14 protein-coding genes are annotated in these 18,717 nt (G+C 74.5%); 1 reads left to right on the top strand and 13 read right to left on the bottom strand.

Going from position 1 to position 18,717, the window contains the following annotated elements:
• Positions 1-64: 64 nt before the first annotated feature.
• Positions 65-1,249 (top strand): ROK family transcriptional regulator, encoded by a 1,185-nt coding sequence (locus GA0070558_RS02465; RefSeq protein ID WP_091275110.1) that lies wholly within the window; start codon positions 65-67, stop codon positions 1,247-1,249.
• 141 nt (positions 1,250-1,390) lie between these two features.
• Here the strand turns inward: GA0070558_RS02465 and GA0070558_RS02460 are convergent, their stop codons facing one another.
• The 13 genes from GA0070558_RS02460 to GA0070558_RS02400 form a co-directional block, all read right to left on the bottom strand.
• On the bottom strand, positions 1,391-2,398 hold the full coding sequence (locus GA0070558_RS02460; RefSeq protein ID WP_043966839.1) for a sugar phosphate isomerase/epimerase family protein: 1,008 nt from the start codon (positions 2,396-2,398) through the stop codon (positions 1,391-1,393).
• Between the two features lie 268 nt (positions 2,399-2,666).
• On the bottom strand, positions 2,667-4,382 hold the full coding sequence (locus GA0070558_RS02455) for a ThuA domain-containing protein (RefSeq protein WP_091275107.1): 1,716 nt from the start codon (positions 4,380-4,382) through the stop codon (positions 2,667-2,669).
• A 75-nt stretch (positions 4,383-4,457) separates the two neighbouring features.
• A complete protein-coding gene (locus GA0070558_RS02450) occupies positions 4,458-7,175 on the bottom strand; it encodes a carbohydrate-binding protein (protein WP_091275104.1) in 2,718 nt (905 codons plus the stop codon).
• A gap of 397 nt (positions 7,176-7,572) precedes the next feature.
• The gene (locus GA0070558_RS02445; RefSeq protein WP_077938794.1) at positions 7,573-8,652 is read right to left on the bottom strand and encodes a polyprenyl synthetase family protein; all 1,080 of its coding nucleotides are present in this window, start codon (positions 8,650-8,652) and stop codon (positions 7,573-7,575) included.
• A 32-nt stretch (positions 8,653-8,684) separates the two neighbouring features.
• Positions 8,685-10,076, bottom strand: a complete 1,392-nt coding sequence (locus tag GA0070558_RS02440) for an alkaline phosphatase family protein (RefSeq protein WP_091275101.1) — start codon at positions 10,074-10,076, stop codon at positions 8,685-8,687.
• The gene (gene eboE / locus GA0070558_RS02435; RefSeq protein WP_091275097.1) at positions 10,073-11,257 is read right to left on the bottom strand and encodes a metabolite traffic protein EboE; all 1,185 of its coding nucleotides are present in this window, start codon (positions 11,255-11,257) and stop codon (positions 10,073-10,075) included. The genes GA0070558_RS02440 and eboE overlap by 4 nt, the downstream gene beginning before the upstream one ends.
• A complete protein-coding gene (locus GA0070558_RS02430) occupies positions 11,257-12,186 on the bottom strand; it encodes a TatD family hydrolase (protein WP_091275586.1) in 930 nt (309 codons plus the stop codon). Before GA0070558_RS02430 ends, eboE begins: the two co-directional genes overlap by 1 nt.
• A 2-nt stretch (positions 12,187-12,188) precedes the next feature.
• Positions 12,189-12,866, bottom strand: a complete 678-nt coding sequence (locus GA0070558_RS02425) for an EboA domain-containing protein (RefSeq protein WP_176734067.1) — start codon at positions 12,864-12,866, stop codon at positions 12,189-12,191.
• A gap of 34 nt (positions 12,867-12,900) precedes the next feature.
• Positions 12,901-13,914: a sugar phosphate isomerase/epimerase family protein gene (locus GA0070558_RS02420; RefSeq protein WP_091275084.1), complete on the bottom strand. Its 1,014-nt coding sequence runs from the start codon at positions 13,912-13,914 to the stop codon at positions 12,901-12,903.
• Positions 13,911-14,756, bottom strand: coding sequence for an SCO3242 family prenyltransferase (locus GA0070558_RS02415; RefSeq protein ID WP_091275080.1), 846 nt, complete (start codon positions 14,754-14,756; stop codon positions 13,911-13,913). The genes GA0070558_RS02420 and GA0070558_RS02415 overlap by 4 nt, the downstream gene beginning before the upstream one ends.
• The gene (locus tag GA0070558_RS02410; RefSeq protein ID WP_091275077.1) at positions 14,753-15,964 is read right to left on the bottom strand and encodes an inositol-3-phosphate synthase; all 1,212 of its coding nucleotides are present in this window, start codon (positions 15,962-15,964) and stop codon (positions 14,753-14,755) included. The genes GA0070558_RS02415 and GA0070558_RS02410 overlap by 4 nt, the downstream gene beginning before the upstream one ends.
• 418 nt (positions 15,965-16,382) lie before the next feature.
• Entirely contained in the window at positions 16,383-17,576 is a 1,194-nt protein-coding gene (locus tag GA0070558_RS02405; RefSeq protein ID WP_176734079.1) for a Gfo/Idh/MocA family protein, read from the bottom strand.
• A gap of 53 nt (positions 17,577-17,629) precedes the next feature.
• Positions 17,630-18,688: a substrate-binding domain-containing protein gene (locus GA0070558_RS02400; RefSeq protein ID WP_091275074.1), complete on the bottom strand. Its 1,059-nt coding sequence runs from the start codon at positions 18,686-18,688 to the stop codon at positions 17,630-17,632.
• Between the last annotated feature and the right edge of the window lie 29 nt (positions 18,689-18,717).

Raw genomic sequence — 18,717 nt, 5'->3', positions numbered from 1 at the left:
GTCGCCCTCGACGGGCGCGGCCGGGGGACGACGGGGGAGGATTCCGGACGGAGGTGGTCACGACATGACGTACGACGGCCCGGACAACGCCGACCAGGCCCGGCTGCTGCGGTTGCTCCGCGACGACGGCCCGCGCTCCCGGGTCGAGCTCGGCGACGCCGCGGGGCTCAGCCGGGCGCGGCTCGTCGCGGAGGTCGACCGCCTGGTCGCCCTGGGCCTGGTGGAGACCGCCGGCCCGGCCGCGTCCCGGGGCGGTCGCCGCTCGTCGCTGCTGCGCATCGCCGGCGCGGTCCGCTTCGCCGGGATCACGATCGGCCCCCGGGAGATCGACGTCGCGGTCACCGACGGCGAGCTGTCCGTCCTGGCCCGGCGCCGCGAGCCCGTCGACGTCCGCCTCGGCCCGGAGGCGACCATCGCCCGTACGCTCGAACTACTCGGCAAGGTCCGCGCGAACCTCGGCCTGGGCCGGCTCACCGGGGTCGGGGTGGCCCTGCCCGCCCCGGTCGCCTTCCGCGAGGGGTCGCCCGTCTCCCCGCCGGCCCTGCCCGGCTGGCACGGGTACGGCGTGCGCGACGCGCTCGCCGCGGAGCTGGGCTGCCCGGTGCTGGTCGACAACGACGCCAACGTGATGGCGCTCGGCGAGCAGCACGCCGGCACCGGCCGCGCCTTCGACGACTTCCTCTACGTCAAGCTGGGCACCGCCATCGGCTGCGGCCTGGTGCTCGGCGGCGCGCTGCACCGGGGCGCCACCAGCGGCGCGGGCGGCATCGCGCACCTGCGGCAGAGCGACGACGGCCCGACCTGCGCCTGCGGCGAGACGGGCTGCCTGGAGGCGTACTGCTCGGACGAGGCCCTGGTCCGGGAGGCGCTCGCAGCGGTCGAGGACGGGCGGTCGCCGGCGCTCGCCGCCCGGCTCGCCGAGGCCGGCGCGATCACCGTGGCGGACGTGGGCCGGGCGACGGTGGCCGGCGACCCCGCCGCGCAGACGCTGGTCCGCGACGCGGCCCGGCGGCTCGGCCGCGTCCTGGTCGGGCTGGTCAACTTCGTCAACCCGGGCATCGTGATCATCGGCGGGACGGCCGTCGGCCTCGGGCCGACCATGCTCGCCGAGATCCGGTCGGTGGTCTACCGGCGGTCTCCGCCGCTGGCCACCGGCAACCTGCCGATCGTGCTGTCCGACCTGGACGACACGGCCGGGGTGGTGGGCGCGGCCCGCCTGGCCAGCGACGACGTCTTCGGCGCGGCGTGACCGGCGGGCCGGGCCAGCGGGGCGACCGGCGGCGCTGCCCGGCGGGGGAGGCGGCCCTGCCCCACAGGTGACCGGCGCGGCCGGCCGGACCCGGGTGGGCCCGACCGGCACGGCCGGCTCAGTCCTCGGTGCTGCCGAGCGTCAGTCCTTGCTGCTGAACGCCGCGTCGAAGGCCGCCGACGGGGCGTCGAAGGCGAGCCGCCGGACGAACTGCAACGCCTCGGGGGCCCCCACGAGGCGGTCCATTCCGGCGTCCTCCCACTCGATGGAGATCGGGCCGGAGTAGCCGATGGCGTTCAGCGCCCGGAAGGAGTCCTCCCACGGCACGTCACCGTGGCCGGTGGAGACGAAGTCCCAGCCCCGGCGCAGGTCGGCCCAGGGCAGGTGGGACGCCAGCCGGCCGCGCCGGCCGTCGCCGGTGCGCACCTTCGCGTCCTTGCAGTCGACGTGGTAGATGCGGTCGGCGAAGTCGAAGATGAAGTTCACCGGGTCCAGCTCCTGCCACACGAAGTGCGACGGGTCCCAGTTCAGCCCGAACGCGGGCCGGTGACCGATCGCCTCCAGCGTGCGCTTGGTGGTGTAGTAGTCGTAGGCGATCTCGCTGGGGTGTACCTCGTGGGCGAAGCGCACCCCCACCTCGTCGAAGACGTCGAGGATCGGGTTCCACCGGTCGGCGAAGTCCTGGTAACCGCGCTCGATCATCTCCGGCGGCACCGGCGGGAACATCGCCAGGGTGTGCCAGATCGACGAGCCGGTGAACCCGACGACGGTGTCCACGCCCAGCTTCGCCGCCGCCCGCGCGGTGTCCTTGATCTCCTCGGCGGCCCGCTGGCGGACCCCTTCCGGCTCGCCGTCGCCCCAGATCCGGGCGGGCAGGATCCCCTGGTGCCGCTCGTCGATCGGGTGGTCGCAGACGGCCTGGCCGACCAGGTGGTTGGAGATCGTGAAGACCTTCAGGTTGTGCTTCGCCAGGGTCGCGAGCTTCCGTTCGACGTACGAGTCGTCGGCGAGGGCCTTGTCGACCTCGAAGTGGTCGCCCCAGCAGGCGATCTCCAGCCCGTCGTAGCCCCACTCGGAGGCGAGCCGGCAGACCTCGTCGAACGGAAGATCGGCCCACTGGCCGGTGAAGAGCGTGATGGGTCGCGCCATGAGTCCTACTCCCCTGTGGTGGTAATGGGGGATTCCGTGTGCGTGACCGGGGCGAGGGTGACCGGGCTGGGCCGGGCTGGTGCGCGGCGGACCGGGCGGGGTGCCGGTGGGCGCGGAGCAGCGCCTGGGCCCAGCGGGTTGCGCCTCCCGCCGGGTCACCGGCAACCGCGTACGGTCGCCGCCGCTCACTCTATGGCCGCCTGCGGCGGTTAGGAAGGGCTCCCTGTGCAACAGAATGCGTTAACAGGGGGCCCTTCCTTACCTCCAGCTAGCTGGGCAGGGTCCACTTCTGGTTGGCCCCACCGTGGCAGGACCACTGGTGCACGACCGCGCCGTCGGCCGAGTTGTTACCCGAGACGTCCAGGCACTTGCCCGACTGCGTGTTGCGCAGGCTCCCGTCGGACTGCGCCGCCCACCGCTGGGCGCCACCGCCGTTGCACGACCAGAGCTGCACCTTCGCCCCGTCGGCCGAGGAGCCGCCGTTGACGTCCAGGCACTTGCCCAGCGACCGCAGCGTGCTGTCCGTGCCCACCGTCCACTGCTGCCCGGCGGCGCCGTTGCAGGTGAACAGCTGGATCTGGGTGCCGTCGGCCGAAGAGCCGTTGCGCACGTCCAGGCACTTGCCGGCCAGCCCGACGATCCGCCCGGTGCGGGTCGTCGGCGGGTTCGTGCCGCCCAGCTCCTTGATCCGGACGTTGCGGAACGACACGTCGTCGCCGGTGCCGTGGTTCTGGATGCCGACGTAGCCGGCGAGCGAGCGGGCCGGGTCGGTGTTGGTGAAGTCGTTGATCTTCACGCCGTTGAGCAGGACCTGGAGCCGCTCCCCCTCGACCAGCAGCTCGTAGGTGTTCCACTCCCCCGGCGGGTTGAGCGCGGCGTCGCGGGCGGCCAGGTCGGCGGACTTGACCCCGTAGATCGAGCCGGTGGTGCGGTCGTCGGAGTCGGTGGCGTCGATCTGCACCTCGTACCCGTTGGTCATCGCCGAGTTCGGGTCGGTGGAGGCGGGGAAGCCGACGAAGACCCCGGAGTTGTCGTCCCCCGGGATCCGCCAGTCCAGCTTGAGCGAGTAGTTGGTGAACTGCTTCGCGCTGTACCAGTACAGGCCGAGGCCGCCGGAGGAGCTGAGGGTGGCGTCGGTGTTGGTGAAGCCGCCCGGCCCGGCCTGGCTCCAGCCGGTCGTGGAGCCGTTGTAGAGGGCGGTGTAGCCGGTCTCGGGCCGGCAGTCGGCCTTCGTGCGCCCGGCCGCGTACCGGATGCCGCCGAGCAGGTGGGACCGGAACGCCGCCTCGGAGTACGACGACTGGCTGTGGCCGCCGCCGGTGTAGAAGGACCGGCCGCCGCTGTAGGTCTTGCACCAGGCGTGCGGGTGGTCGCCGCCCATCGCCCCGCCCGAGTACGACGACTCATCGAGGCTGGCCAGCACGTGCGCGGTGGAGCGGGCGTTGGTGCGGAAGTCGTACCACTCGTCGGTGCGGGTCCAGGTCTGGCCGAGGTGCGCGGTGGCGGCGTGCGCCCGGTCCTCCACCTTCACCCGGGCCTGCTGGATGGCCGGGTGGGAGGCGAACCACGCGCCGACGAGGTTGCCGTAGAACGGCCAGTTGTATTCGGTGTCGGCGGCGGAGTGCACGCCGACGTAGCCGCCGCCGGCGCCGATGTACGACTCGAACGCCGCCTGCTGGCTGTCGTTGAGCACGTCGCCGGTGGTGTTGAGGAAGATCACCGCCTCGAAGCGGGCCAAATTGGCGGTGGTGAACTGGGCGGCGTCCTCGGTGGCGGTGACGGTGAAGCTGTTGGCCGCGCCGAGGTCACGGATGGCCTGGGTGCCCACGGCGATGGAGTCGTGCCGGAACCCGGCGGTCTTGGAGAAGACCAGCACGTCGTACGGGGCGTCGGCGGCCGACGCCGGGGTGGCCGGGGTGGTGCAGGCGAGCACGGCCAGGGCGGCGGTGGCCGCCCCGAGGAGGGGACGGAGGAGTCTTCGCATGTCGTTCTCCTGGGTGTGGTGGCGGTGCGGTCCCCCGCCCGGGGCGGGGGACCGCAGGGAGACCGCAGAGGTGCCTTAGGGCAGGGTCCACTTCTGGTTGGCCCCGCCGTTGCAGGTCCACAGGTGCACGACCGTGCCGTCGGCGGAGTTGTTGCCCGAGACGTCCAGGCACTTGCCCGTCGGGGTGTTGCGCAGCGAACCGTCGGACTGCGCCGCCCACCGCTGGGCGTTGCCGCCGTTGCACGACCAGAGCTGGACCTTCGTCCCGTCGGCCGAGGCGCCCCCGTTGACGTCCAGGCACTTGCCCAGCGACCGGATCGTGCTGTCCGTGCCCACCGTCCACTGCTGCCCGGCGGCGCCGTTGCAGGTGAACAGCTGCACCTGCGTGCCGTCGGTCGACGAGCCGTTGCGCACGTCCAGGCACTTGCCGGCCAACCCGACGATCCGGCCGGTGCCGGTCGGCGGCGTCACGGTGCCGGTGTTCAGGGTGAACGCGTCGACGTCGTACAGCGTCCCGGAGCCGCCGGCGAAGGTGAGGTGGAGGGTGGTGGTGCCGGTCGGCGGGTTGGAGATCGACCCGGTGACGGTGGTGAAGGTCTCCCACGACCCGGTCACCGGGACGGTCACCGAGCCGAGCACGGTGCCGGTCGGCGAGCCGGTGCGGACCTGGAGCGTGCCGCCCGCGCCGGCCGAGGAGACCCGGGCGGTGAACGAGGTGACGTTCGCGATCCGGTACGGCTCGAAGGCGATCCACTCCCCGTTCTGGATGTCGCCCACGGTCTTGCCGCCCTCGGCGGTGGTCTTGTCGTAGGTGCTGATGCCGGACGAGGTCTTGAAGTGCTCGGCCTGCCGGTGCCGGGGCTGCAGGATGTGCTGGGTGTGCGTGGTCAGGCCGCCGGCGTCGGTGTACTCGGCGTCGAAGACGGCGAAGATGTTCGCCGCGTCGTCGTGCTCGCCGTCGACGGGGATGGTGATGGTGCCGGAGCAGCCGTTCTGCGAGGCGATCTGGTGGCCGTGCTGGTCGTGGCCGAGCACGTAGGTCATCTTGACCTTGGTGCAGTCGATCGAGCCGTCCTCGGGGTCGGTCACGGTGATGCTGAACGGCACGTTGTCACCGAAGGAGAACAGGCTGCCGTTGGCCGGCCCGGTGATGGTGACCGTCGGGGCGGTGTTGCCGACGTTGACCGTGACGCTGCTGGAGCCGGTCGCGCCCTGCGGGTCGCGCACGGTCAGCGTCGCGGTGTACGACCCGTCCGCGGTGTACGTCTTCGCCGGGTTGGCCGCCGTGGAGGTGGTGCCGTCGCCGAACGCCCACGAGTAGGTCAGCGCCCCGCCCTCGGGGTCGGCGGACCCGGCGGAGGAGAAGTTCACGGTCAACGGGGCCGGTCCGGAGGTCCGGTCGGCGCTGACGCGGGCGGCCGGCGCCCGGTTACCGACGCCGACGTAGTCGAAGCGGTACAGCGCCGAGTTGGCGTCGCCGTTGTAGTAGCCGGTGCCGTAGTCGAGCACGTAGTACGCCCCGTCGGGGCCGAACGCGGAGTCCATCACCTGCTTGCCGACCCAGGGGAAGCTGTCGATGGTGCCGGGCGACCCGTCGGTGTTGAGGTGGATCGGCTTGATCCAGCCACGGCCGAACTCGGTGGCGAAGAACTGCCCGTCGAAGGACTGCGGGAACTTCGTCGCCGAGGGGTTGTTGGCGTCGAACCGGTAGACCGGGCCGGCCGCCGGCGACTCGGAGCCGCTGCCGAACGCGGGCGGGCTGCCGGAGTCGCCGCCGTACTTGATCCAGGAGGGCTTGGCCGGCGGGAGGGTGCTCAGGCCGGTGTTGCGGAACGAGTTGTTGGTCGGCCCGCCGGTGCAGTTGAACTTGGGGCCGGTGGAGTTGCTGGCGAAGTCCCACTCGTTGTAGGTCTCGGCGGTGGTGTTGGTGCCGGTGCAGTACGGCCAGCCGTAGTTGCCGGGGCCGGTGACCCGGTTGAACTCGACCTGGCCGGCGGGGCCCCGGTTGGAGTTGGTGCTGCCGGCGTCCGGCCCGTAGTCGCCGACGTAGACGATGCCGGTGGCCTTGTCGACGCTGATCCGGAACGGGTTGCGGAAGCCCATCGCGTAGATCTCGGGGCGGGTCTTCGCGGTGCCGGGGGCGAAGGGGTTGCCGGCCGGGATCGAGTACGTGCCGTCGGCGTTCACCTTGATCCGCAGGAGCTTGCCCCGCAGGTCGTTGGTGTTGCCGGCGCTGCGCTGCGCGTCGTACGCCGGGTTGCGGTTGGTGCGCTCGTCCAGGGGCGAGTAGCCGGCGGAGTCGAACGGGTTGCTGTCGTCGCCGGTGGACAGGTAGAGGTTGCCGGCGGCGTCGAAGTCCATGTCGCTGCCGACGTGGCAGCAGATGCCCCGGTCGGTGCCGATGTCGAGGATGTCGACCTTGCTGGACATGTTGATGGTGAAGTCGGAGTTCAGGGTGAAGCGGGACAGCCGGTTGACGCCCTGCCAGGCGGACCAGTTGGTGCCGGAGGCGTCGGTGCGCCGCACCGTGCCGTTGCGGGCGGTGTGCAGCACCGACCGGTCCGGCAGCACGGCCAGCGACATCGGCTCGCCCATCTCGGAGACGCCGCGGGCCAGCTCGACCTGCTGGAAGTCGCTGGCGTTGATGGTGTGCGCGGCGGCCGGCGCCGCCGACACGGCGACGGCGGTGGCCGCGGCGACCACCGTGAGCAGGGCGGTGCCCGCCGCCTGCCAGCTCCGGGCCGGGCCGTGGTGACCGGCGGCGCGGCGGTGGTGACGAAGTCTTCTATACATGCAGGGGTGCCCTCTCTGGCCGGTGGTGGGGCGCGTCGTCGCGCCGGATACCGCGACGGACGTCCCTTCGGCACACCGGTGGACGTTCCTCGGCGGGCTGGGCTCGTCGGCAGGGACGAGACCGTCGGCACGCGGGGACGGAGATTGCGGCCGGCAGCCGACGACGAGGGCACCGCGCCCACTGGAGACACCTCGTCGAACCGATTCGCAGCACATTCACATAAATCGATGTGCGCGGTTGTGTCGAGGATGTTTCGAAAATGTGCGCCCGCCGCCGGCCCGCAGGAAAGGGCTGCCGAGCAGCACCGCCGGCCCGGCGGCGGGCTGGCCCCGCACCGCCGGGCCCGCACCACGGGCCCGCACCACCGGGCCCGCACCAGCCGGCCCGGCGGCGGCGTCAGACCGTGCGGGTGATGGTCCGGGCGGCCAGCCCGGCGAGCGCCTCCCGGGCCGCGGGGGCGAGCGGCGCGTCGGCCAGGGCACGCAGGCCCGCGTTGGCCCGCATCCGGATCATCCGCTCGATCTCGTCCCGGGCGCCCGTGGCCTCGATGATGGCCCGCAGCTCGGCGGCACCCTCGTCGTCCAGGTCGGCGTTGCCGAACAGCTCCCGCAGCCGGGCGCTCTGCGCCCGGTCCGCCGACTGCCGGGCCAGCGCCATCATCACCGTCGGCTTGCCCTCACGCAGATCGTCCAGGACGGACTTGCCGGTGACCTGTGGGTCGCCGAAGACGCCCAGCACGTCGTCGCGGAGCTGGAAGGCGTCGCCGACCGGGTCGCCGAACTCGGCCAGCGCCTCCGCCAGCTCCGGCGACCCGCCGGCCAGGGCCGCGCCGATCTGCAACGGCCGGGTCACCGTGTAGCGCGCCGCCTTGAGCCGGATCACGGTGAGCGCGCTGGCCACCGAGCCGTCGCCCACCCCGGAGACCAGGTCCAGGTACTCCCCCGCGATCACCTCGGTGCGCATCAGCGCGAACACCGCGTACCCGCGCAGCAGCTCGTCGCGGCGCAGCCCGCACTCGTGGAACATCTGGTCCGCCCAGGCGGCGCAGAGGTCGCCGCAGAGCAGGGCGGTGTTGCGCCCGTACGCCTCCGGGTCGCCCCGCCACGCGGAGCGGGTGTGCAGGTCGGCGAAGATGCGGTGCACCGACGGCGCGCCCCGCCGCCGGTCGCTGTGGTCGAGGATGTCGTCGTGGATCAGCGCGAAGGCGTGGAACAGCTCCAGCGCCGCCGAGGCGACCAGGATCGGGGTGCCGTCCCCGCCGTCGTCCTCCCCGCCGGCACCCCGCCAGCCCCAGTAGCAGAACTGCGGGCGCAGCCGCTTGCCGCCGGCCAGGACGAACCGGTGCAGAGCGGCGAAGATGCCCCGGGGTGCGCCGTCGGGCCAGTCGGGAGCCTGCCGCTCGAGGAAGGCGGCCAGCTCGGTGTCGACCCGGGTGCGCAGGCCGCTCGCGTCGCTGGGCGCGGCCGTCACCGTCATGTTGTGTCTCCCTGTTCAGTGGCGGGGCCGGTTCACCCGTGACGGGTCAGGCCGGCCAGCTCCAGCAGCAGCGCCTTCACCTCGGTCGCCGCCACCGCGTCGCGGGCCGGGCCGGGGTCGGAGCAGAGCAGCACCGGACCGTCGGCCGGGTCGGCCGGCAGCCGGCCGTGCGACCCGCGCACCGCCCGCGCACCGGCGTCCAGCCCCACCACGCTCATCAGATACCGCATACCCAACTTCTTACGGGCGAGCGCGGTCGCGGCCCGGCGCTTCGCCGCGCCCGGGGCGGCCGGGTCGAAGAACAACTCGGCGGGGTCGTACCCGGGCTTGCGGTGGATCTCCACGAGCCGGGCGAAGTCGGGGGCGCGGGCGTCGTCGAGCCAGTAGTAGTACGTGAACCAGGCGTCCGGCTCGGCCACCAGCACCAGCTCGCCGCTGCGCGGGTGGGCCAGCCCGTACGCGGCCTGGCCGTCGGCGTCGAGCACCTCGGCCACCCCGGGCAGCCCCGCGCAGAGCTTCGCCACCGCCGGCACGTCGGCCGGGTCGCGGACGTACACGTGGGCGATCTGGTGGTCGGCCACGGCGAACGCCCGCGACGTCCACGGGTCCAGGTACTCCATGCCGTCCTGGGTGTACACCCGCAGCAGCCCCTCGGCGCGCAGCAGCCGGTTGACGTCCACCGGGCAGGCCACGTCGGTGATGCCGTACTCGGACAGGGCCACCACCGTGGCGCCCTTGGCGCGGGCCGCGTCGATCAGCGGGCCGAGCACCTTGTCCAGCTCCGCCGCCGCGGCGGCGGCCTGCGGCGAGGACGGCCCGAACCGCTGCAGGTCGTAGTCGAGGTGCGGGACGTAGACCAGGGTCAGGTCGGGGGCGTGGTCGGCGAGGATCTGCTCGGCCGCCCGGCAGATCCACGCCGACGACGGCAGCCCGGCCCCCGGCCCCCAGTACGTGAACAGCGGGAACGTGCCCAGCTTCGCGGTCAGCTCGTCGTGCAGCTCGGGCGGGTCGGTGTAGCAGTCGGGCTCCTTGCGGCCGTCGGCGTAGTAGACCGGGCGGGGGGTGACCGTCCAGTCCACGTCCGCGCCCATGGCGTACCACCAGCACACGTTGGCCACCGTGTAGCCCGGCTCGACCTTCCGGGCGGCCTGCCACAGCTTCTCCCCGCCGACCAGGGCGTTGTGCTGCCGCCAGAGCAGCACCTCGCCCAGCTCCCGGAAATACCAGCCGTTGCCGACGATGCCGTGCCCAGTCGGCGGCTCACCGGTGAGGAACGTGGACTGCACCGCGCAGGTGACCGCCGGCAGCACCGTGCCGAGCGGGGCGGTGAAGCCGCCGTCGGCCACCGACCGCAGCCGGGGCATGTGGGCCAGCAGGCGTGGGGTCAGGCCCACCACGTCCAGCACCACCAGTCGCTTGCTCACCGCAGCACCCCCGTCCCAAGTGATGTGAGGCCCACGGCGACCAGCTCGTCGCGGGCGAAGGCCAGTTCGGCGGCGATCCCGGCGGCCAGCTCGGCCGCGTCGCGGGGCCGCCGCGCCGCCGGCAGCACCCCCCAGGTGTACGTCTCGACGTCGAGGTGGTCGCACCCGGCGACCGGGCCGGCGAACAGCGCGGCCAGCGCGGCGCGCAGCACCGGCACGGTCGCGGTCAGCGGCGGCTCGGGCGGGGCGTGCAGCGGCACGTGGTAGTGCACCCGCCACGCGCCGGGCAGCGACGCGGCCAGGGCCGCGTCGAGGTCGTCGGCGGCGTACACCGGGTCGGCCGGGTCGGCGGCGTGGCCGCAGCCGGCCGCGCGGGTCTGGTGCAGGAAGCGCGGCTCCACCCACGGGCGCAGCGCCTCCACCGCGCCGGCCGGGGCCTCGATCGCGGCGGACACCTGCACCTTCACCACCGGCAGCCCAGCGGCGGCGAGCCGGCCCAGGGCGGCGGCCGGCTCCTCCCACGCGCAGGCCAGGTGGGCCAGGTCCAGGCAGACGCCGAGCCGCGCCGGGTCGGTGCCGGCGAGCAGGGCGGCGGCCTGGCCGGTGGACTCCACCACGCAGCCCGGCTCCGGCTCGAAGCCGACCCGCACGGTGCGGCCGGTGTCGCGCTCGATGCCGGCCAGCCCGGCGGCCAGCGCGTCGAGCCGCCGCCGTGCCGCGTCGGCCCGGTCGGCGTCCCATGGGGTGCGCCAGGCCAGCGGCAGGGTGGAGACCGAGCCCCGGGCCGCGTCGTCGGGCAGCAGGTCGGCCAGCACCCGGGCCAGGTCCAGGGTGTACGCGAGCCGCTCGGGCGTCGTCCAGTCCGGGTGGTAGACGGCGTGCTTGACCACCGGGGCCTGGAACGCCGCGTACGGGAAGCCGTTGAGCGTCACCACCTCCAGCCCGCGCGCGGTCAGCTCGGCGCGCAGCCGGCGGCGCAGGCCCTCGTCGGCGGCGAGCGCGGCGGCCACCGGGACGGCCAGCCACAGCCCCAGCCCGAGGCGGTCGGAGCCGAGGGCGCGGCGCACCGGCACGGCGTAGGTGTCCAGTTGGGCGAGGATGCCGGCGAGGTCCTCGGCCGGGTGCACGTTGGTGCAGTAGCCGAGGTGCACGGTCTCGCCGCCGCCGTGGCGCAGCCGCATCAGCTGCCGCCGCGCAGGATCGAGTTGCCGGCGAACGTGCCGCCGGCCGAGGCGGCCCCGCCGGCACTGCCGGCACCGCCCGCCCCCGGCTGCCCGCCGGCCGCGCCCGGGGCATCGGCGTCGGCGTCGTCGACGCCGGTCAGGTCGAGCCGGCCGGACTGGGCGTAGAACTCGACCGGGTTGCGCCACAGCACCCGGTCGACGTCGTCGGCGGTGAACCCGGCCAGCAGCATCGCCTCGCCCGTGGCCCGGGTCAGCAGCGGGTCGGACCGGCCCCAGTCGGCGGCCGAGTTGACCAGCATCCGCTCGGTGCCGTACAGCCGCAGCAGCTCCACCATCCGCGGCGGCGACATCTTGGTGTCGGGATAGATGGAGAAGCCCAGCCAGCAGCCGGAGTCCCGGACCAGGCCGGCGGTCACCTCGTTGAGGTGGTCGAGGACCACCCGGCACGGGTCGATGCCGGACTCGGCGACCACGGCGAGGCTGCGCTCGACGCCCCGGGCCTTGTCCCGGTGCGGGGTGTGCACCATGGCCGGCAGGCCGTGGTCGACGGCCAGGGCGAGCTGGGCGGCGAACGCCTCGTCCTCGGCCGGGGTCATCGAGTCGTACCCGATCTCGCCGACCGCCACCACGCCGTCCTTCTCCAGGTAGCGGGGCAGCAGGTCGAGCACCGGCCGGCAGCGGGGGTCGTTGGCCTCCTTCGGGTTCAGCGCGATGGTGGCGTGGTGCCGGACGCCGAACTGCGAGGCCCGGAACGGCTCCCACCCGATGATCGCGTCGAAGTAGTCGGCGAAGCTGTCCGGGCTGGTGCGCGGCTGGCCCAGCCAGAACGCCGGCTCGACCACCGCCCGGACCCCGGCGGCGGCCATCCGCTCGTAGTCGTCCGTGGTGCGGGAGGTCATGTGGATGTGCGGGTCGAAGATGCGCATGGTCACGCCTTCCGGGCGTCGGACGGTACGGCGGGGTCCGCGACCGGGCTCGCGGCGGGGCCTGCGGCAGGGCCCACGGTGGGGCTCCCGGCGGCGGTGAGCCGGTCGAGCAGGGCGGCGGCGTCGGCCGGCACCTCCCGGCCGGCGGCGCGCCGCTCGACGGCGAACCCGCCCAGCATGGCGGCCAGCCCGGCGTCGGCGCGGGCGTCGAGGTCGTGCACCACGGCCAGCGGCACGCCGGTGAAGACGCACTTGAGCACGGCCTGCCGCCAGGCGTCGGCGTCGAGGTGCCGGGAGTACGGGCCGAGGGCGGCGGCGATCAGCCGGGTGTCGTTGGTGCGGATCGCGTCGTGCAGCAGCGGCTCGCACTCCGCGCCGATCGGCAGCAGCGGCAGGGCCCGCAGCACGGCAAGCTTCTCGGCGGCGTCGCCGTGCCGGTAGACGTCGGCGGCGTGGCCGGCGTGGTCGGCGGGCAGCGCCGCCAGCAGCAGCGCCCGCGCCGCCTCGTCGGCCGTCCAGCCGGGGGCGTCGGGCAGCGGGCCCCGGCCGCAGCGGCGGGCGGCGGCGGCGAAGAACCGCGGGACCGTCGCCGGGTCGGCCGCGACGCGCTCGATCGCCGCGTCCAGCCACTCCGGGTCCGGTACGCCCCGCAGGGCGGCGCGTAGTCGTTCGGGTGTCATCCCGGTCTCCCTTCCGAGCTGGTGCGGACGGTGCTCAGCCGCCGCCGGGGTGGTCGGACGGTGTGCCGGGCCCGGCGGCGGCACGGCCCGCGACGGCGCGCTCGGCGGCGACGGCGTGTTCGGCGGCCACGGCGCGCTCGGCGGCGGCCCGCAGGAAGTCGAGCGACCGGGCGGCCACCTGCGGGGCGGCGTGCGAGTGCCGGGGCAGCTCCACGGCGACCAGCGCGGCGTAGCCGACCTCGGCGAGCGCGGCGAGCACCGGCGGGAAGTCGATCTCGCCGGTGCCGAACTCCAGGTGCTCGTGCACGCCCCGGCGCATGTCGTCGATCTGCACGTTGACCAGGTGCGCGCCGACGGACCGGACGCAGTCGGGCACGTCGACCGGCTCCAGGCAGCGGCAGTGTCCGATGTCGAGGGTGAGGCCGAACGCCGCCGGACGGCCCAGGGCGTCGTGCAGCCGCCGCCAGCCGGCGATGTCCTCGACGAGCATCCCGGGCTCCGGCTCGAAACCGAGCCGCACCCCGGCGGCGTCGGCCGCCGCGCAGACGGTGGCGCAGCCGGCCACGAGGCGGTCCCAGGCGACGGCCGGCGCGACGTCGGCGGGGCGCACCCCGGCCCAGAAGGAGACCGCCTCGGCGCCCAGGTCGGCGCCGACGGCGACGGCCCGGCGGAGGAACTCGACGCGGCGGGCCGGGTCGTCGTGCAGCAGGGTCGGCGCGTGCTTGTGCCACGGGTCGAGCAGGAACCGGGCCCCCGTCTCGACCACCACGGCGAGCCCGAGCGCGTCGAGGCGGCGGGCCACGGCGGCCGTGCGGCGGGCCAGGTCGGGGGCGAACGGGTCGAGGTGGTCGTGGTCGAGGGTGAGCGCCACCCCCCGGTAGCCGAGGTCGGCGATGACGGCGAGCGCGTCGTCGAGCCGGTGGTTGGCGAAGCCGTTCGTGCCGTAGCCGAACCGCAGCGAGCCGGGCCCGGCCGGGGCGGCGGGGCGGTCGGCGGGGGCGGGGGCGGGTCGGTCGGCGGCGGGGCCGGCCGGCGGGTCGGCGGTCACGTCGGGGACACCTTCCGGGCCAGCAGCCGGCCCAGCGGCGCGGCGGCGGCGACCGCCAGGCCGAGCAGCCCCGCGCCGGCCCGGGCGGTCAGCGCGCCCTGCAACGCGGGCAGCCCGGTGATGCCCGCGCCGACGGCGGCCCGGACCCGGCCGGCCGAACCGTCGGCGAGCACCCGGACCTGCGCCCCGCCGTAGCGGGCGAGGTAGCCGGCGGCGAGCGCCGCCGGGGCGGCGGCGGGGCGGGGGCCCACGGCGGCGGCCGCGACGAGGGCCGTGCCGGCGAGGGTCGCGCCGGGCAGGGCCCGGTCGGTCCCGCCGACCTCGCGGCGGGACAGGGCGGTGACCGTCCAGGTGTGCGCGGCGACGGTGGCCGCCGCCGGCACGGCCCGGGACAGCCGGCCGCCGGTCGCGCCGAGCAGCACGTCCAGCCCCCGGCAGGCCGCCATGACGGCGGGGCCGGCGGCGGTGTTCTTCGCCGCCAGGTCGTACGCCCAGACGGCGGCGGCCAGCGGCACGGCGACGGCGGCGGCGCGCCGGCCGCCCGCCACGGCGGCCAGGGCCACCCCGGCGGCGGTCAGGCCGGCGGCGACGCCGAGCGCGGCGGGCGGGCTGACCCGGCCGCTGGGGATCGGGCGCTCCGGGCGCTCGACCGCGTCGAGCCCCCGGTCGGCCCAGTCGTTGGCGGCCATCCCGGCCCAGTACAGCAGCACCGACGCGGCGGCCAGGCCGGGCGTACGCCGGCCGAGCGCGCCGGCCGCCGCCGCGCCGGCCAGCACGTCGCCCGGCACGGAGAGCCCGGCCGGGGCGCGGACCAGCTCGGCCAGGTCGGCGAGGGTGCTCACGCGGCACCGCCGGCCGGCGGTGTGCCGGCCCCGGCGTGCAGGTCGGCGGCGAACGCGGCCAGCCGGACCCACTGCTCGCCCAGCGCGTGGCTGGGGGCCCGGTCGGCGGTCGCACCCGCCTCCGGCACGCAGTCGGCGGGGCCGAGCGGGTCCTTGAAGAAGAACGCGAGGTCGGTCAGGGGCCCGTGCCGGCCGGCGGCGTGCGCGGCGGCGGTGATCCGGGCCAGGTCGAGCACGAGCGGGGCGGCCAGCGCGGAGTCGCAGCCGTGCCAGGTGAACTCCAGCCGCATGCCGGTGCCGAGGAAGCCGGCGAAGGTGATCAGATCCCAGGCGGTCTTGAAGTCGCCCAGTTCCTCGACGTAGTCGATGCGGGTGTCGCCCTGCGGGACGTACCCGAGGATCTCGCCGAGGACGCGCTGCTTGCTGGCGACCTTGGCGGCGTTGGCGTCCGGCTGGGCCAGGGTCGCGCCGTCGCCACCGCCGAGCAGGTTCGTGCCGGACCAGGAGCGCACCGCGAGGTGCCGCATCGCGAACATCGGGGCGAGCACCGACTTGAGCAGGGTCTCCCCGGTCTTGCCGTCGTGCCCCGCGTACGGCACGGCGTGCCGGGCGGCCAGCGCCGCGAGGGCCGGCAGCCGGGCCCCGGTCGACGGGGTGAAGTCCACGTAGGGGCAGCCGGCGGTGAACGCCGCGTACGCGTACAGCGAGCTGGGCGGCAGCACCTCCTCGCCGGCGGCGAGCGCGGCGGCCAGGGCGTCGGGGTCGGCGTGCGCGGGGTGCGGGCGGGCGGCCGGCTCGGTGGCCGACACGTTGACCACCACCACCCGGTCCAGCCCGTGCCGCTCGCGGAACGCGGCAAGGTCGGCGACGACGGCGGCGGCCCGGTCGGCCTGGGTCCCGTCCACCGGGGCGGGGCGCACGTCGTCGTCGACGGCGGCCAGTTCCTCGCCGAGCGCGGCGACCAGTCGGGCCGGGACCACCCCGGCGTCGGCCAGGGACTCGGCCCGCTTGGCCAGCGGGGTGGCGGCCACGTCGTGACCGCCGAACACGAGGTCGGCGAACGAGGGCCACGCGGGGCCCCGCAGCTCGGACAGCTCGGTGACGCAGCCGGTCGGGCCGGTCAACCCGGCCCGCAGGGCGAGCGCCCCGACGATGCTGGTGGTCGCGACCGAGCCGCGCGCCCCCACCAGCCAGACACCCGTACGCATGGTGCTCCTTCCGCCAGTGGCTCCAGCATAGATCAACGTCGATATTATGCGCCCCGCCCGGCCGCCCGGCCCGACTCCCCACGTCCGGCGCCGAAAGCGGCGACAACGGTGCCGGGTGGGTTCGCCGGATCGGGCGGCGGACGAGGCTGGCAGGCAGGGTCGGTCGGCGTCCCGTCCCTGTCTCCCCCGCAGTGCGTGGTGCGTGGTGCTCGGCCCTCCGGCGCGACCGGGGAATCCCGGTCCGGCCGCACCGGAGGTGCCGTCGTGCTGTCGTGCGCGCCGGGCGGATGCCCGCCGTCGCACGCCTTCCGGAGCCGACCCCGTCCCGCCGCGGGGCGCAACCGCGGCGGGTCCCTCGCCGGCCGGTCCGGAAAGCCTCTGGTCGGGCGGTGTGGCACGGGGCCGCACCGCCGTCCGGTCAGGCGGCGACCGCCTCCAACGCCGGCGCCACGTGGGTCCAGGTGGAGCCCAGCTCCGCCGAGCGGGTCACCGCGTCCAGCACGAGCTGGACCTGCAACCCGTCGACGAACGACGGCGCGGGGTCGACGCCGGTGGCGATCGCCTCCACGAGATCGCGCGCCTGGTGGGTGAAGCTGTGCTCGTAGCCGATGATGTGGCCCGGCGGCCACCACGCCGACATGTACGGGTGCTCGGCCTCCGTCACCAGGATGCGGGTGAAGCCCTGCTCGGCGGCGGGTCGCGTCGCGTCGTAGAACTCCAGCTCGTTGAGGCGTTCCAGGTCGAAGACCAGGGTGCCCAGCGAGCCGTTGATCTCCACCCGCAGCGCGTTCTTACGGCCGGTGGCGAAGCGGCTCGCCTCGTACGTGGCCAGCGCGCCGTCATCGAGCCGGGCCACGAAGACCGCCGCGTCGTCCACGGTGACCGGTCCCAGGTCCGGGCCCTGCCCGTCGGCCGCGCCGTTGCCGGCGGCCTGCGCGGCCAGGCCGCTGTACTCCGCCGGCAACGGACGCTGCTTGACGAACGTCTCGGTGATCGCACTGACCCCGGTGATCCGCTGGCCCGTGACGTACTGGGTCATGTCGATGATGTGCGCACCGATGTCACCCAGCGCGCCGGAGCCCGCCTTGTCCTTCTGCAACCGCCAGACCAGCGGGAACTGCGGGTCGACGATCCAGTCCTGGAGGTACGCCGCCCGGACGTGGCGGATGGTGCCCAGTCTTCCCTCGGCGACCATCTGACGCATCAGGGTGACCGCCGGGACCCGGCGGTAGGTGAAGCCGCACATGGACCGGACCCCCGCCGCCTGCGCGGCGACCGCCGCGGCGGCCATCTCGCGGGCCTCGGCGACCGTGTTGGCCAGCGGCTTCTCGCAGAGCACGTGCTTGCCGGCGGCCAGCGCGGCCAGCGCGATCTCGGCGTGGCTGTCCCCCGGTGTGCAGATGTCGACCACGTCGATCTCGTCGGACTCGACGAGGCGACGCCAATCCGTGGTGTGCGCCTCCCAGCCGAGCCGGTCGGCGGCCTCGGCCACCTTTCCGGTGTCCCGGCCGCAGACCAGCGCCATCCGCACCTGCGCCGGCAGGTCGTACACCCGGTTCACGGTGCGCCACGCCTGTGAGTGCGCGGCGCCCATGAACGCGTAGCCGACCATGCCGACCCGCAGTTGACTGTGGTGAGTGGACAAGGTGGGTCTCCCCCCGTGTGTCAGAACCCGAGCTTGAGGTAGTTGCTCGCGTTCTCCTTGGTGATCGTCTCGGAAGCCAGCACGATCTCCTTGGGCACCTGGAGCTCCACCAGGTCGGACATGCCCTTGCCCTGGCCGATGAGCCGGGCGAGCGAGATCGCGGAGGACGCCATCGACGGGCTGTAGGTGACGGTGGCCTTCAGGACCGTGTTGTCGGCCTGGATGTCCTCCATCGCCTTCTTCGAGCCGGCGCCGCCGACCATGAAGAATTCCTTGCGGTTGGCCTGGTTGACGGCGGCGAGCACCCCGATGCCCTGGTCGTCGTCGTGGTTCCAGATCGCGTCGATCTTCGGCAGCGCCTGGAGCAGCCCGGTGGCCTCCTGCTGGCCGGAATCCGCCGTGAACCGGGCCGCTCGACGATTGGCCACCTTCAGCCCGTAGGAGGCGAGGGTGTCGGCAAAGCCCTTCGAGCGCTCCTGGGTGAGCTCCAACTCGTCCATACCTGCGATCTCGCCGATGACCGGGGCGCTCACCCCCTTCGCCTTGAGCTGCTCGGCGATGAAGGTGGCCGCGGCCACCCCCATGCCGTAGTTGTCGCCCTTGATCTGGAGCCGGTAGGCCCGGGCGTCCGGGAAGGCCCGGTCCAGGTTGACCACGGGGATGCCGGCCTTCATGGCCTCCAGGCCGAAGGCGTTGAGCTCCTTGCCGTCGTGCGGCAGCAGCACGATGACGTCCGGCTTCTGGGCGACCAGGGTGGACAGCGCCGCGCGCTGGGCCGCCGCGTCCGCGCCGGCCTCGACCGACGTGAACTTCACGTCGGAGTACGCGCCGGCCTGCGCCTTCGCGTTGTTGGTGATGGCGGCGATCCAGCCGTGGTCGGCGGCCGGGGCGGAGAAGCCGATGGTCACCTGCTTGCCCGGGGTGCTGTTGCCGCCGGCGGCGGCCTCGGCCACCTTGGTCTGCGCCGCGGTGGGCGCCGCCTCGTTGCTGGTGCACGCGGTGAGCAGCGCGCCCGCGCCGAGCGCGGCCCCGCCGAACAGCAGCCGCCGACGGGACAGGTCCCGACTGTGCTGGGTCATGACGACCTCCTGGAAGAGGGTGGTGGGCG

Source organism: Micromonospora haikouensis (assembly GCF_900091595.1).
Classification (GTDB): domain Bacteria; phylum Actinomycetota; class Actinomycetes; order Mycobacteriales; family Micromonosporaceae; genus Micromonospora; species Micromonospora haikouensis.
Note: the sequence above shows the minus strand (reverse complement) of the source record. Positions and strands in the feature narration are given on the sequence as shown.